Source organism: Phycicoccus mangrovi, assembly GCF_018729305.1.
GTDB classification, from domain to species: Bacteria; Actinomycetota; Actinomycetes; order Actinomycetales; family Dermatophilaceae; genus Phycicoccus; species Phycicoccus jejuensis.
The window spans coordinates 93,849-108,603 of record NZ_JAHHWP010000007.1; the positions used below are offsets into that span (position 1 = coordinate 93,849).

Consider the following 14,755-nt stretch of genomic DNA (forward strand, 5'->3'; position numbering starts at 1 on the left):
CGCCGTCCACGACCGCGCGGGTGCCCGTGCCGGCGCCCGGGTCGGGGTGCGACACTGCGGACATGGCAACGGCGCAGCTCGGTGACGTGGAGATCGCCTACGAGGTCGACGGGCCCGACGACGGGGTGCCGATGCTCCTCGTCATGGGTCTCGGGACGCAGCTCGTGGGCTGGCCGCAGGACCTCGTCGACGGCCTCGTGGCGCGCGGCTTCCGGGTCGTGCGGCACGACAACCGCGACATCGGCCTGTCGAGCTTCACGCCGGGCCCTCCCCCGCCGCGCGCGGCGGTCGTCCGCAGCTTCCTGCGGCCGGGCTCGGGCGGCGCCGACTACCTGCTCGCCGACATGGCCGACGACGCGGCCGCCCTCCTCGACCACCTCGGCATCGCGGCCGCCCACGTCGTCGGCGCCTCGATGGGCGGGATGATCGCGCAGCAGCTGACCATCGACCACCCCGAGCGGGTTCTCAGCCTCACCTCGATCATGTCCAACACCGGCAGCCGCCGGCACGGGCGCGTCCACCCGCGGCTCCTGCCGACCATGGCGATGTCGTTCACGCAGCCGCGGCCGACGGACGAGGAGGAGGCGGTGCGCCTCGGCGTCGAGGGCTGGCGGGTCATCGCCGGGCCGCTCTTCGACGAGGAGGAGATGACGGCGCAGGTGCGAGCCGCGGTGCGGCGCAGCGTCAGCCCCATCGGCACGGTGCGCCAGCTGCTGGCCATCCTCGACAGCCCCGACCGCACCGAGCGCCTGCGCGAGGTCGACGTGCCGACGCTCGTCGTCCACGGCCTCGCCGACCGTCTCGTGCAGCCCAGCGGTGGCATCGCGACCGCGCAGGCCGTGCCCGGCTCGCGGCTGCTCATGTTCCCCGACATGGGGCACGACCTGCCGCGCTCGCGCCGGGTCGAGATCGTCGACGCGATCGCGCAGAACGCGGCCCGGGCGGCCGAGGTGCGCGCCGGCTCCTGAGCCCGGTTCGGAGCCGTCGGCCCGGTCAGCCGAGGGAGGCGCCGACGGCGTCGACGAGCAGCTGCACCTCGTCCTCCGTGACGACGAGCGGCGGAGCCAGCCGGATGGTCGAGCCGTGCGTGTCCTTGGCGAGGACGCCACGGGCCAGCAGCCGCTCGCACAGCTCGCGCCCGGAGGGGCCGCCCGGGGAGACGTCGAGACCGGCCCACAGGCCGCGCACGCGCAGCGCGTCGAGGCCCTGCCCGACGAACGGGCGCAGGCCGTCCTCCAGCACCGCACCCAGCCGGGCTGCGCGCGACTGGAACTCGCCCTCGGCGAGCATGAGGCACACCTCGTGCCCGATCGCGGCGGCCATCGGGTTGCCCCCGAAGGTCGAGCCGTGCGAGCCCGGGGTGACGACGTCGAGGACGGCGTGGTCGGCGGTGATCGCGGACACCGGGTAGAGGCCACCGCCGAGCGCCTTGCCGAGGACGTAGACGTCGGGGCGCACGTCCTCGTGCTCGCAGGCGAAGGTGCGACCGGTGCGCGCGAGCCCGGACTGGACCTCGCCGGCCACCATGAGGGCGCCGGCGGTGTCGCAGACCTCGCGGACGGCGCGGAGGTACCCCTCCGGCGGGATGACGACGCCGCCCTCGCCCTGGATCGGCTCGAGGAGGACCGCGACCGTCGTGTCGTCGACGGCCGCGCGCAGGGCGTCGACGTCGCCGTACCGCACCGTGCGGAACCCCGGTGTGTAGGGGCCGTACTCGTCGCGTGCGACCTTGTCGTCCGAGAAGCTGACGATGGTCGTCGTGCGGCCGTGGAAGTTGCCCTCCATGACGACGATGCTCGCGGTGTCCTCGGGGACGCCCTTGACCCGGTAGCCCCACTTGCGCGCGACCTTGATGGAGGTCTCGACGGCCTCGGCGCCGGTGTTCATCGGCAGGACGACCTCGTGACCGGTCAGCGCCGCGAGCTCCTGCGCGAACGGCCCGAGCCGGTCGTTGAGGAAGGCCCGGCTGGTCAGCGTGAGGCGGTCGAGCTGGGCGTGGGCGCGGGCCCGCAGCCGGGGATGGCCGTGGCCGAAGTTGAGCGCCGAGTAGCCGGCCAGGCAGTCGAGGTAGCGCCGCCCCTCCACGTCGGTCACCCAGGCCCCCTCCCCGTGGGCCAGCACGACGGGCAGCGGGTGGTAGTTGTGCGCGGCGTAGCGCTCGGTCATAGCGATGTGCGCGCCCGAGTCGAGTGGGGTGCGGTCTGACGTCATCGTCGAACCTCCTTCACCCCGACCCTAGCGACGCCGCCGGGTGGGGTCCGGGAGGCCCGCGCGGACGTCGGCCGGGTCACACCGTCCCGGGAGCCACGACGAGGTAGACCGAGGCGGCGAGCGCGACGACGACGGCGGCGAGCTTGTCCGCGGGCAGCGAGGTGCCGAAGTGCAACCGGTCGACGAGGAGGATGCCGACCTGGAGCAGGACGATCCAGCCCATCGTGACGACCGCCAGCTCGGCGTAGCGCAGCGACGAGGCGTAGACCCAGAAGAGGACGACGAACGCGAGGACGCCGCCGACGAGGGCGACGGCGCTGCCGTCCTCGGCCCAGTGCTTGGCGGCGACCGCCCCGAGCAGGTCGAGGCCGGCGAGCACGGCCATCGCGGCGAGCGCGACGACCGGCAGCGGCCACGAGTCGGGGACGGGGAGCAACGGGACGGAGCGGATCGTGGGCATGGCGGTCTCCGGGCGTGGTGGGCGACCCGGGGTCGGTCGCCCCTCGCCGGTCAGGAGGCGCGCGGCGGGCGCGCTGATACCTCGCTCGTCGGCCGTGCCGCGCTCAGGCGTCCCAGACCTCGGCGATCCGCGGGGCGATGCGGGCTCCGTGGGCGCGGGCCGCCTCGAACGTCTCGGCGCCCCGGGTCATGTCGAGCGGGTTGGCGCCCATCGCCCAGAGGTCGCGCGCGTCGGGCACGACGAGCGCGGTGCGGCTCTCGGCCTTGAGCGCGCGCAGCTGCATCCGCGGGAGGTCGCGCAGGTGCGGGCCGACCGGGTACGGCGAGAGGACGAGGATGCGCCGGTGCCCGCGGGCGAGGTCGACGTTGGCGATGGTGCGCAGGCCACCGTCGACGTAGCGCCGCCCGCCGACCTCGACGGCGGGGAACACGCCGGGCACGGCGCAGCTCGCGGCCACGGCTCGCTCCAGCGGCACTCCCCCACGCCCGTCGAAGACGACCGAGGTGCCGGTCTCGGCGTCGACCGCGGTGACGAGCAGCCGGCCCTCGGGCCAGTCCTTGCCGACGAGGCCCAGCCCGACGGTCCCGAGCCACTCCTCCTCGGTCGGGGTGGCCGCGTCGAGCGCTGCCCGCGCGACGACGGCGCGACCGCCGCGGCGGTCGGTGCTCAAGGAGGAGCGGACGTAGCGGCCGGCGTCCGCCGGCCCGAGACGCCCGTAGCTCGTCAGCGGTGCGCCCTCCCGGATGCGGTCGAAGGCGCTGTCCTCGTCGGTGCCGAGGCGCAGGTGCGCCGCGACGATCGACCCGGCCGAGGTGCCGACCATCGTGTCGGCGGTCCGGACGTCGACGCCGCCGTCGCGCAGGCCGAGGACGATGCCGGCCTCCCACGCGATGCCGGTGGCGCCGCCGCCGGCGAGGACGAGCGCGCGCTCGACGCCGTCGTCCGGCGGCGTCCACTCCTCGAAGCCGGCGGTCGTCGGATCGGCGACCCGGTGCGTGCCCTCGAGGGCGGGCCGGGTCGGGTCGTCCGCGACGGGGGCCGGGTCCGGCGCCGGCTCGCTCGCGTCCTCGTGGGTGCTCACGCGGTCCATTGTCGGTGGTCGTCCCCGGCCGGACCACCTCCGCCCGCCGTGAAGGTCGTCACCGGGCGAATCCCGGGCTCAGGCGACCTGCCCGGAGCGCAGCCTGCGCACCGCGTCGAGGGGCAGCCCGACGAGGTCGTCGCCGACCCGGACCTGGCAGCGCACCGCCCCGACGAGCTCGACCTCACCGACGAGCCCGGCCCAGGGGCCGGTCGAGACCTCGACCTCGTCGCCGACGCGTGGCGGCTCGGCGACCACCCGGGGCGCGAGCGAGGCCCGGCGCAGCTCGGCGAGCTCGGCCGCGTACCGCGGGGGCATCGAGGCCGGCCGGCCGCGGTAGGTCCACGTGAAGAGGTGGGCCGCGTCGAAGGTGCGCGAGCAGCGACCGCAGGACATCACCCGGGTCGGGGCGCGGTGGCGGCTCCGCTCGTGGCCCGCCGGGCACTTCCCGACCCAGTCGCCCGGGACACGCGGCGCGTCGGCGGGGACGCACCGCTCCCCCGAGCAGCCGATGCGCACGGCGGTCGCGCGCCACACCTCGTCGTGCCCGTGCTGCGGCCCGACGAGCGCGTGCGCGATCTCGTGGAGCAGCGTGTCTCGCACTTCCTCCTCGGAGTGCAGCCGGGTGAGGGGCGCACTGATGCCGATCTGCCGACGGGCGAAGCGGCACACCCCGGCCCGCGTCTTCGCGCGGTCGGCGACGACGGTCCAGCCGTCCAGGCCGTGCTCGCGGACGAGCCGCCGCCCCATCGCCAGTGCCTGCTGCAGGTCCATCGCCACCTCCTCGGTCGATCTCGTCGGGACGAGCCTAGGCAGCGCCACCGACAGCGTGGCCGCGCCACCCCGCGCGGACGTCGCTCCTGTGGACGACGCGTCCTCCCCGCGCGGCCTGTGGACGGTGACCGGATCGGTGCGTCGCTGCGGCCCCGGCCGCTCGCGCGCCTGCCTAGTCTCGTCACCGGCGCGCCGAGGGGTCAGCGTCCGAGGCGCAACGTCGCGCCGGGAGTAGTGGAAGGGGAACCCATGTCCGCCACCACCACCGAGAGCAGGCCCTCCGGGTCCGGCCTGCTGTCGCTGCTCGACCGGCACCACACGGTCGCGCCACGTGACTACAACCGCTGGCTCATCCCGCCGGCGGCGCTGGCCATCCACCTGTGCATCGGGCAGGTCTACGCGACGAGCGTCTACAAGGCGTCGATGGTCGCCCACTTCGACAGCTCGCTCACCGCGGTCGGGCTCGTCTTCTCGATCGCCATCGTCATGCTCGGGCTCTCGGCCGCGGTGCTCGGCACGTGGGTCGACCGGGTCGGGCCGCGCAAGGCGATGTTCGCCGCCGCCTGCGCCTGGGCGCTGGGCTTCCTCGTCGGGGCGATCGGGATGGCCACCTCGCAGCTCTGGCTGGTCTACCTCGGCTACGGCGTCATCGGCGGGATCGGGCTCGGCATCGGGTACATCTCGCCGGTGTCGACGCTCATCAAGTGGTTCCCGGACCGTCCGGGACTCGCGACGGGCATGGCGATCATGGGCTTCGGTGGCGGGGCCATGGTCGCGTCGCCCCTCTCCCGGCAGCTCATGTCCTTCTTCGACGCCGACTACGACCCGTCCGTCTCGGGCTCGCTCGCGAACGGCACGGCCCTCACCGGGCTGTTCGTCAGCCTGGCGGTCATCTACTTCCTCGTGATGATGATCGGTGTCACGAACGTCCGTGTGCCGGCGCCGGGGTGGACCCCGGAGGGCTTCGACCCGTCGACGCTGTCCAGCAAGAGCGACCTCATCACCGACCGCAGCGTGTCGGCGGCCAACGCCATCAAGACGCCGCAGTTCTGGCTGCTGTGGGTCGTCCTCTTCTGCAACGTGACCGCCGGCATCGGCATCCTCGAGCAGGCCGCGCCGATGATCCAGGACTTCTTCCGCGGCTCCGACGGCACCTCGTCGGTGGCGGTCGCGGCGGCCGGCGGGTTCGTCGGGCTGCTGTCGCTGTTCAACATGGCCGGGCGCTTCGTGTGGTCGTCGACGTCGGACAAGATCGGCCGCAAGCCGATCTACATGGTCTACCTCGGGGTGGGCATCGTTCTCTACCTCGTTCTCGCGCTGGTCGGTTCGACGGCGACGGCGATCTTCGTGCTCGTGGCGGCGATCATCATCAGCTTCTACGGCGGCGGCTTCGCGACGGTGCCGGCCTACCTGCGTGACCTCTTCGGCACCTTCCAGGTGGGCGCCATCCACGGGCGGCTGCTCACGGCGTGGTCGGCGGCCGGTGTCGCCGGTCCGCTCATCATCAACGGGTTCCTCGACGCGGCGGGCACGCCCGGCAAGCTGACGGCGGCCGACTACCGGCCCGCGCTGTTCACGATGGTCGGGGTGCTGGCGGTCGGGTTCGTCGCCAACCTGATGGTGCGCCCGGTGGCGTCGAAGTTCCACGAGCCGGAGGGCCGGACGGCCGCCGCGGCCGACGACTTCGCCGGCGACGAGGCCGAGGGCTCGACCGCGCGTGGCGGCTCGCTGCGGGTGTACCTGTCCTGGGGCGTCGTGCTCGTGCTGCTCGCCTACGGCGTGGTCCAGACCCTCATCACGGCGGCCAAGCTCTTCGCCTGACCTCCTCGCCCGCTCCTCCCCGCGATCTGCGGGGGTCCGCGTGCCACCGCACCCGGACCCCCGCAGATCGCCACGAGAAGAGGACGCACGGGAGCCGGTCCCGGCGGGCCACGCGCCCGTCGTCAGTCAGTCGGAGTAGAGGCGGGCCCTGGCCTCGCGCACGGTGAGGGTCACCGGGGTGCCCTGGAGGTCGACCGTGCCCGGGATGTCGATCCACCCGCTGCCCCCGACCCGGAACTGCCCCGAGTAGACGATGTCGGCACGCACCTGCTGCTCACCCGGCCGGGTGTAGGTCTGAACGACGGTGCCGTCGGGGTACGGGCCACCGAGGTCCTGCGTCGGGCCGACCGTCCGCTCCCCCAGGTGGTAGGTGACGGACTGCAGACGCGGCCTGATCTCCACCCGGTGGCCGAGCAGCGTCGCCGGGTCGGGGCGGTCGACCTCGTCGGGCCCGAACCCCGCCTCGGGGAACTGCACCTCGAAGAACGTCGGGAGGTTGACGAGGGTCACGTCGCCCTCCGGCTGGATGTTCACCGTCGGCTTCGTGAAATCGGTGTCGCGGAACGCCTGCCGGATCATCGCCATCGTCAACGCGTTGGCGTTCCCCGGCACCCGCTCCGGCCAGCACGTCAGCGCGACCTGCTGCCACTGCCCCGGAGGACCCGTCACCGGGGTCCCGTCCTGCTCCACGACCCGCCGGTAGACGACCACCGCCGGGCCCTCCCCGCCGCCGGAGGCGATGCGGCACATGCCCCAGGATTGCGGGCAGAGGTCACCTTCGTTGCCGCTGTCCGGTCCCCCACCACCGCACACGGACACCGCCCGGTAGTCGTGGAAGGGGCCCTTGGCGGCCGCGCTCTTGAAGTACGAGTCCTCGAGGTCGTCCATATTCGCACTGCTGAGCGTGACTCGACTGCCGACGTCACTTGCGCTTCCGCTGATCGAGTCGTCCGTGGGAGCCGCCAAGGGAAGTAGCAGCGTGGCTGCAGCGACGACCATTCCGACGGCGATGGTCACGAGGTCTTCTCCAGTTCGAGGAGCCACCAACGATCTGACTTCCAGCGAAGCGTGACGTAGTAATCCAGTTCCTTGCGCTCATCAATCCTGACCACGTCCCCACCCTCGTCCACGATCGCGACGCGGTTCTGGACGAGGCGAACCTGCGTGAACTGCTGGCCCGCGGGCGCTCCTCCGAAGACGTCGACGCTTTGCAGGCGCGCGGGGTCAGACTTGTAGCGCTGCTTGTCAGCAGCGAGACGGGTGGCGGTTGTCTCCGTCTTTTTGCAGAACTGGCACTGGGGGTCGCTGAGGGACTTGATGAGGCCCGGCTGGGGTTTGGTCCAGGCGACGTTGAACTGGTCGAAGAAGTACTCGACGTACGCCTCGGCGCCGGCGGGGGTCTGCTCCCGCGCGGCGGCCGGGATCTCGGGGCCGCTCGCGCTGGGTGACGGGCTCGGGCTCGCCGACGGGGACGAGCTCGGGCTGACCGACGACACGCTCGGCGTGGGGGTCGGGGACGGGTCGTCGTCGCCTGACGTCTCGCACCCCGCGAGCAGCACCGACCCCAGCGCGACGCCCGCGACGACCCAGCGCGTTCCCCTCGTCATGCCTGCCTCTCCGGCGCCCCCGCGGCGACCTGACCACAAGGTACCGAGCATCGACGCAGAGGGCACCCCGTCATCCACAGGCCCCCTTCACCCGCGCTCAGCGCGAGCGCGCCACGATCCCCTCCGCGCGCGCCGCGACCCAGCCGAGCAACGGCACGAGGTGCCCGGCGAGCTCCTCACCCATCGGCGTCAGGCTGTACTCGACCCGCGGCGGGATGACCGGGAACGCCTCGCGGTGCACGAACCCGTCGGTCTCGAGCGTCCGCAGCGTCTGCGCGAGCATCTTCTCGCTCACGCCGTCGGCCCGGCGGCGCAGCTCGCTCCAGCGCAGCGGACCCTCGGTGAGCGAGACGAGGACGAGCAGCCCCCACTTGCTCGTCACGTGGTCGAGGACCGTCCGACTGGGGCATCCGGCGGCGATGACGCCGTCCGGGTAGATCGCCCGCAGGTCGCTGACCTCGTTGCTCACCGTCACGCCAGTACCTTACTCGAAAGTGCGTACTGTCCCTCGGGAAGCGACCGCAGCACGCCCCGGTTGCACCCACCGACCCCGCAGCACCCAGAGAGGACCACCCCATGACCATCGTCGTCACCGGCGCCACCGGGCAGCTCGGCCGCCTCGTCGTCGAGTCGCTGCTGAGCCGCGGCGCCTCCCCCGCCGACGTCCTCGCCACCGGTCGCGACGCCGACCGCCTCCGCGCCCTCGCCGACCTCGGTGTCCGCACGGCCGTCGTCGACTACGCGGACCCGGCGTCCCTCCGCGACGCCTTCGACGGCGCCGACCGCGTCCTCTTCGTCTCCGGCAGCGAGGTCGGCCAGCGCATTCCCCAGCACACCAACGTCGTCGAGGCGCTGCGCTCCGCGGATGTCGGGCTCGTCGCCTACACGAGCATCGCCGGCGCCGACTCCTCGACGATGCAGCTGGCCGCCGAGCACCAGGCGACCGAGCAGATGCTCCGTGACGCCGCCCTCCCCCTCGTCCTCCTGCGCAACAGCTGGTACCTCGAGAACTACACACCGCAGGTGCCGACCTACCTCGAGCACGGCGCGGTCGTCGGGGCCGCCGGCGACGGCAGGGTCAGCGCCGCCACCCGCGCGGACTACGCGGACGCCGCCGCGGCCGTGCTCCTCGACCCCGATGCCACCCCCGGCACCGCCTACGAGCTCGGCGGTGAGGGCTTCACCCTGGCCGAGCTCGCCGCGGCCGTCTCCGAGGCGTCCGGGCGCGAGGTCGTCTACCGCGACGTCACCGAGGACGAGCTCGCCGGCATCCTCGTCGGCGCCGGCCTCCCCGACCCCGTCGCACGCGTCTTCGCCGACTCCGACCGCGGCATCGCCCGCGGCGAGCTCGAGGTGACGAGCGGCGACCTGGAGCGGCTCATCGGCCGCGCACCCACCTCGATGCGGCAGGCCGTCGCCGACGCTGTGGCGGCGCAGTCGTGACCCGCCTCGTCGGCGTCACGGGCTCGACCGGCGCGGTCGGTGGGCTCGTCGCGCGTGACCTCGCCGCCCGCGGGATCGCCCAGCGACTGGTCGTCCGGGATGCCTCTCGCGCACCGCAGCTCGACCGCGCTGAGGTGGCCACGGCCTCCTACCGGGACGGCGGCTCGATGCGCGCCGCGCTCGACGGCGTCGACGTCCTGCTGCTCGTCTCGGCGTCCGAGTCCGCGGACCGGATGACCGAGCACGCGACCGCCGTCCGGGCCGCCGCCGAGGCCGGCGTCCGTCACGTCGTCTACACCTCGTTCCTCGGGGCAGCGGCCGACTGCACCTTCACCCTCGGCCGCGACCACTGGGCGACCGAGGGGCTGGTCCGCGACAGCGGGATGGCCTTCACGTTCCTGCGCGACAGCCTCTACCTCGACTTCCTGCCGCTCATGGCCGGCGAGGACGGCGTCATCCGCGGACCCGCGGGTGACGGCCGGCTCGGTGCAGTCGCGCGCGAGGACGTCGCCCGGGTCGCGACCGCCGCGCTGCTCGACCCCGAGGCGCACGCGGGCCGCACCTACGACCTGACCGGCCCGGAGTCGTTGTCCTTCAACGAGATCGCGGCGACCATCAGCGAGGTGACAGAGCGGGAGGTCACCTTCCACGACGAGGCGGTCGAGGAGGCCTACGCGAGCCGCGCCCCCTACGAGGCGCCCGACTGGCAGCTCGACGCCTGGGTGTCGACGTACACCGCCGTCCGCGCCGGCGAGCTCGACTTGGTCACCGACGACGTCCGCCTCGTCACCGGAAGGGCGCCGGTCTCGCTGCGAGAGCTCCTCTCCCGCAGGTGAACCGGCGCCCCATCCGATGGATCCGCCTGCGTCTCAGGCGACCCGGGCCTGAGGCGCGTTCTTCTCGGTCATCGCCGGGTCGCGCACGACGGAGTCGCCGAGCGCGTCGTCGATGGCCTGCATCGCCGACGGCTCGAGGGTGACGCCCGCGGCCTTGACGTTGCTCTCGACCTGCTCGGGCCGTGACGCACCGACGAGCGCGGCGGAGACGTTGTCGTTCTGCAGCACCCACGCGATGGCCAGCTGCGCCATCGTCAGGCCGGCCTCGTCGGCGATCGGCTGGAGCTTTTGCACGCGGGTCAGCAGCTCGTCGTCCATGAAGCGCTTGATCATGTCGGCGCCGCCCTTGTCGTCGGTCGCGCGCGACCCGGCGGGCGGGGCCTCGCCCGGCTTGTACTTGCCGGTGAGCACGCCCTGCGCGATCGGGCTCCAGACGATCTGACCGATGCCGAGCTCCTCGCAGGCAGGGACGACCTCGGGCTCGATGACGCGCCACAGCATCGAGTACTGCGGCTGGCTCGAGATGAGCTGGATGCCGAGGTCCTTGGCGAGGGCGTGACCCGCGCGGATCTGGTCGGCGGTCCACTCCGAGACGCCGATGTAGAGCGCCTTGCCCTGCCGGACGACGTCGGCGAACGCCTGCATCGTCTCCTCGAGCGGCGTCTCGGTGTCGTAGCGGTGCGCCTGGTAGAGGTCGACGTAGTCGGTCTGCAGCCGCTGGAGCGAGCCGTGGATCGACTCCATGATGTGCTTGCGCGAGAGGCCGGTGTCGTTCTTGCCGCCGGGGCCGGTGGGCCAGTAGACCTTGGTGAAGATCTCGAGGCTCTCGCGCCGCTCGCCCTTGAGGGCCTCACCGAGCACGCTCTCCGCCTTCGTGTTGGCGTAGACGTCGGCGGTGTCGAAGGTGCTGATGCCGTGGTCGAGAGCGGCGCGCACGCACGCGGTGGCCGCCTCGTTCTCGACCTGCGAGCCGTGGGTCAGCCAGTTGCCGTAGGTGATCTCGGAGATCTTGAGACCGCTGTTGCCGAGGTATCTGAAGTCCATCCACCCACAGTAGGAGGGGTCCGCCCGCGCGAGGCTCGACAGGTGCGGGCGGACCCCCTACTTCGACGGCGGCGGCGTCGGAGTCGCGACGGGCGAGGACACGACGGTCCGGGCCGGGGCCGGCGCCTGGGCGTCCGCGTCGGCGCCGCCGGCCCCGAGGTAGAAGCCGACGAGCCCGGTCGCGACGGCGAGGACGACACCGACGCCGGTCAGCAGACGAGGCCGGGTCCCGTAGAGACCGGCCGGCCCCGGGACGGCGACGCCGTAGTCGTTCTCCCAGAACTGCCAGCCCTTCGGCGCCGCGGGCCACTCGGGCTCGGGGCGCCATCCGGGGTCGGGCAGCCAGCCCTCGGGCATGGGCGGCCAGGTGGGAGGCGTGACGAAGCGCATGTCAGGCGGAGGCGCGGCGCTCGGTGCAGCACATCGCTGCGAGGCGCTCGGCCAGCCCGGGCACGACGTCGAGCGCGACGGGCTCCATCGCCTTGTCGGCCCCGGCGGCGCCGAGCACCGTGCCACGACCGATGCGCCCGAGCAGCGAGACGGCGTCGAGCCCGAAGTCGGCCCGGTGCAGGTCCTCGCGGGCGATCTCGGCGACGGCGAGCAGGCACACGTCGTCGTAGGGGCCGGACGCGGTCGAGCGCAGCACGTGCACACGGACGGACCCGGCGCCGGGCGAGGCGGCGAGCGCGCGACGCGCGGTCGCGACGAGCAGTCCGGCGACGTGCTGGCGGTAGATCTCGGCGCGGTGGGCGGCCGAGGCCCGCCGGATGGTCAGCGCGCGGTCGGCGGCCATCCGCACCTCCTCCGCCGGGAGCACGTGCTCACCGGGTGCGAGGACGGCGACCTCGAGGACGGACCCGTCGGCACCGAGGGCCTTCGCCCGGGTGCCCGGCTCGCGGTCGAAGACACCGTTGACGTGCTCGGTGACGGTCGCGGGGTCGTTGGCGCACAGGGCCTTCCACCACGCGTCCAGGCGGCGCTCCTCGGCCCGCACCCGCTCCTCGGCCGCGCGGCGCGCGACGTCGATGTCGGAGTGGGCCCGGCGGCGGGCGACCTGGGCGGCCTGCCGGCGCTTGGACAGGTCGAACCACGGCACACCTCGGACCGCGGCCTCCGCGTGGCGGGCGACGATCGTCGACTCGTCGACCCGGTCGGGGCGCGGCGCGCAGGGGCGCTGGGCAGGCGCGAACCACGAGCGGTGGACGGACGTGAGGGCGTCCTCGGCGTCGAGGATGGACTCGGCGAGGGCCGAGGTCGCGGCGGATGCGTGGGTGAGGGTGAGCCGACCGGCCCCGGGGTCCTGGGGCAGCTGGTGGCGGGCCACGGATCCCGTCGTCGAAGGCGTCGGGACGGCCGCCGCGGGCTCGCCCGCCGGGACGGTCGCACCTGCCGACGAGCGCTGCGCGAACGTCTCGCGGAACGCCGGGCTCGACACCCGGACGCGGGCTCCGTCCACCGTGACGACTGACGTGCTCACCTGAATCTCCTTCGCGGGGTTCCGTCCCTCTGCTGGTGGAAAATTACTGACCCAGAGCGGATCTCGACCGCCACTTGACCAACCCTTTAACAACCCGTGGCGCTCCCGTGACCGACACCGTTGTCACCCTCCACCGAACGGTCGAGGCCCTCCGTCCGACCGTCCGATGGACCCCGACCGACGGTCCGTGCTGGGCTGGGTCCTCCGGATTCCGCACCCGTGGAACGTGCTCTGCCCACTCCGGGGCAGGAGCAGGATGGAGGGGTGCCCGCGCTGCCGTCGATGGTCCCGGAGAACCTCCGGTCGCTGCGGCACTACCCGCGGGGTCACCTCGCCGGCGACGTCCTCGCCGGCCTCCTCGTCGCCGCGCTGGCCGTCCCGCAGTCGCTGGGGTACGCGGCCGTCGCCGGTGTCCCCCTCGTGGTCGGCCTCTGGACGCTGCCGCCGGCACTCCTCGCGTACGCCGTGTTCGGCTCGTCCAAGGTGCTGTTCGTCGGGCCGGTGTCGACCGTGTCGGTGCTGTCCGGCTCCATCGTCCGGGTGCTCTCGGGCGGCGACCCCGCGGCCGCGGTCGGGCTGACGTCGGGGCTCGCGGTGGTCGCGGGGCTCGTGCTCGTCGTCGCCGGCCTCCTGCGGCTGGGGTGGGTCGCGCAGTTCCTCAGCGAGCCCATCGTCACGGGCTTCGTCGCGGGGCTGGTCGTCCTCATCGTCGTCGGGGAGGTGCCGGCCCTCGCCGGTCTACCGGCTCCCGTCGGCGCGCTCGGTGACCGTCTCGTGGCGCTCCTGCGCGGAATCGGTGGCTTCGACGGTCCGACGCTGGCGACCGGGGCGGTCGCCCTGCTCGTGCTCTTCGCGGGCCAGCGCCTCGCGCCACGGGTTCCGTGGTCGCTGGTCGTCCTCGTCGGCGGCGTCCTCCTGTCGCGCGGGGCGGGCCTGGCGGGTCACGGCGTCGGCACCGTCGGGGCGGTCCCCAGCGGCCTCCCCGTCCCCCGGCTGCCGGACGTGGACCCGCACCTCCTCTCCGGCCTCGTCACGGGGGGCGTGGCGATCGCCGCCGTGGCCGTCGCCGAGGGTCTCGCCGCGGTGCGACTCTTCTCGGCCGACGACGTCGACGCGCGCACCGACGACCGCGAGCTCGTCGCCCACGGCGCGGCCAACCTCGCCTCCGGCGCCTTCGGCGGGATGGGCGTCGGCGGCTCGCTCTCGAAGACCGCGGCCAACGCGAGCGCCGGTGCGTGGACGCAGCTGAGCGGGATCACCGCGGCCGTCGCGACCCTCGTCTTCCTCGTCGCCGCGACCGGGCTGCTGGCCGACCTCCCGCGCACGGTCCTGTCGGCGGTCGTCATCCACGCCGTGTGGGGGCTGGTCCACCCGAGCGCGTTCGCCCGCTACCGGCGGTTGCGGCGCAACGACTTCGTCGCCGCCGTCGTGGCCCTCGTGGGGGTCCTCGTCCTCGGGCCGCTCAACGGGCTGCTCGTCGCGGTCGCCCAGTCCATCCTCGGGCTGGTCTACCGCTCGGTGCAGGTGCGGGTCGACGAGATGGGCCGCGTCGAGGACGAGAAGGCGGCGTGGGGGTCGCTGCGCTCGGACCCCACCCGGCGGACCTACCGCGGCGTCGTCGTCGTCCGGCCGGACGGGCCGCTGTTCTGGGCCAACGCCTCGACGGTCCTGGCCCAGGTCGAGCGGATGGCCCTCGACCGGCGCGCCCGGGACGGCGGCGCCACGCTCGTCCTCGACCTCGAGGCGACCAACCAGATGGACGCCACGACGTGCGACCGGCTCGGGCACCTCGTCCGGTCGCTGCGCCGCAAGGACGTCGACGTGCACCTGGTGCGAGTGCTGTCCGACGTGCGCGGGGTGCTCGAGCGCTCCGGCCTGGTCGGCGAGCTCGGGCCGCACCACCTGTGGCACTCCATCGCCGCCGGCGTCAGGGCCGCCCACGGCACTTCCGGCGGGTGAGCCCCATCACATTGCCCTAGCCGAAAACCGTTGTGCGACGAC

Annotated in this window: 15 protein-coding genes; 5 read left to right on the forward strand and 10 right to left on the reverse strand. The window is 73.6% G+C overall.

Translation table 11 applies throughout. From position 1 onward, the window contains the following. The first annotated feature begins 62 nt into the window (after positions 1-62). Positions 63-968, forward strand: coding sequence for an alpha/beta fold hydrolase (locus KMZ30_RS04615; protein WP_207021491.1), 906 nt, complete (start codon positions 63-65; stop codon positions 966-968). A gap of 25 nt (positions 969-993) precedes the next feature. Here the strand turns inward: KMZ30_RS04615 and rocD are convergent, their stop codons facing one another. From rocD to KMZ30_RS04635, 4 genes are all read right to left on the reverse strand, one after another. After that, positions 994-2,211, reverse strand: a complete 1,218-nt coding sequence (gene rocD / locus KMZ30_RS04620; RefSeq protein ID WP_215519865.1) for an ornithine--oxo-acid transaminase — start codon at positions 2,209-2,211, stop codon at positions 994-996. Between the two features lie 76 nt (positions 2,212-2,287). Then, positions 2,288-2,671, reverse strand: a complete 384-nt coding sequence (locus KMZ30_RS04625; protein ID WP_030528126.1) for a hypothetical protein — start codon at positions 2,669-2,671, stop codon at positions 2,288-2,290. A gap of 103 nt (positions 2,672-2,774) precedes the next feature. Then, on the reverse strand, positions 2,775-3,752 hold the full coding sequence (locus KMZ30_RS04630; protein ID WP_215511377.1) for a patatin-like phospholipase family protein: 978 nt from the start codon (positions 3,750-3,752) through the stop codon (positions 2,775-2,777). Positions 3,753-3,830: 78 nt separating this feature from the next. Continuing rightward, entirely contained in the window at positions 3,831-4,526 is a 696-nt protein-coding gene (locus tag KMZ30_RS04635) for a SprT-like domain-containing protein (protein ID WP_215511376.1), read from the reverse strand. 249 nt (positions 4,527-4,775) lie between these two features. Here KMZ30_RS04635 and KMZ30_RS04640 point away from each other — a divergent pair, with 249 nt between their 5' ends. Then, entirely contained in the window at positions 4,776-6,347 is a 1,572-nt protein-coding gene (locus KMZ30_RS04640; RefSeq protein WP_215511375.1) for an OFA family MFS transporter, read from the forward strand. 126 nt (positions 6,348-6,473) lie between these two features. Here the strand turns inward: KMZ30_RS04640 and KMZ30_RS04645 are convergent, their stop codons facing one another. From KMZ30_RS04645 to KMZ30_RS04655, 3 genes are all read right to left on the reverse strand, one after another. Continuing rightward, on the reverse strand, positions 6,474-7,235 hold the full coding sequence (locus KMZ30_RS04645; RefSeq protein ID WP_215511374.1) for a hypothetical protein: 762 nt from the start codon (positions 7,233-7,235) through the stop codon (positions 6,474-6,476). Between the two features lie 125 nt (positions 7,236-7,360). After that, complete coding sequence (locus KMZ30_RS04650; protein WP_215511373.1) at positions 7,361-7,954, reverse strand: DUF6318 family protein; 594 nt, start codon at positions 7,952-7,954, stop codon at positions 7,361-7,363. A gap of 97 nt (positions 7,955-8,051) precedes the next feature. Then, positions 8,052-8,429 carry a winged helix-turn-helix transcriptional regulator gene (locus tag KMZ30_RS04655; RefSeq protein ID WP_215511372.1) on the reverse strand — a complete coding sequence of 126 codons (378 nt, stop codon included), beginning with the start codon at positions 8,427-8,429 and terminating at the stop codon, positions 8,052-8,054. Positions 8,430-8,530: 101 nt separating this feature from the next. Between KMZ30_RS04655 and KMZ30_RS04660 the strand changes: the two genes are divergently transcribed. Both KMZ30_RS04660 and KMZ30_RS04665 read left to right on the forward strand, forming a co-directional pair. Continuing rightward, entirely contained in the window at positions 8,531-9,397 is an 867-nt protein-coding gene (locus tag KMZ30_RS04660; protein ID WP_215511371.1) for an SDR family oxidoreductase, read from the forward strand. Continuing rightward, the gene (locus KMZ30_RS04665) at positions 9,394-10,233 is read left to right on the forward strand and encodes an SDR family oxidoreductase (protein ID WP_215511370.1); all 840 of its coding nucleotides are present in this window, start codon (positions 9,394-9,396) and stop codon (positions 10,231-10,233) included. The genes KMZ30_RS04660 and KMZ30_RS04665 overlap by 4 nt, the downstream gene beginning before the upstream one ends. Positions 10,234-10,266: 33 nt before the next feature. Here the strand turns inward: KMZ30_RS04665 and KMZ30_RS04670 are convergent, their stop codons facing one another. From KMZ30_RS04670 to KMZ30_RS04680, 3 genes are read right to left on the reverse strand one after another with little or no spacing between them, the layout of a single operon-like run. Then, entirely contained in the window at positions 10,267-11,277 is a 1,011-nt protein-coding gene (locus KMZ30_RS04670; RefSeq protein WP_215511369.1) for an aldo/keto reductase family protein, read from the reverse strand. Positions 11,278-11,334: 57 nt separating this feature from the next. After that, positions 11,335-11,634, reverse strand: coding sequence for a hypothetical protein (locus KMZ30_RS04675; protein WP_215511368.1), 300 nt, complete (start codon positions 11,632-11,634; stop codon positions 11,335-11,337). A gap of 34 nt (positions 11,635-11,668) precedes the next feature. Continuing rightward, on the reverse strand, positions 11,669-12,754 hold the full coding sequence (locus tag KMZ30_RS04680; RefSeq protein ID WP_215511367.1) for a hypothetical protein: 1,086 nt from the start codon (positions 12,752-12,754) through the stop codon (positions 11,669-11,671). Between the two features lie 264 nt (positions 12,755-13,018). Between KMZ30_RS04680 and KMZ30_RS04685 the strand changes: the two genes are divergently transcribed. Beyond that, on the forward strand, positions 13,019-14,713 hold the full coding sequence (locus tag KMZ30_RS04685; RefSeq protein ID WP_215511366.1) for a SulP family inorganic anion transporter: 1,695 nt from the start codon (positions 13,019-13,021) through the stop codon (positions 14,711-14,713). Positions 14,714-14,755: the final 42 nt, after the last annotated feature.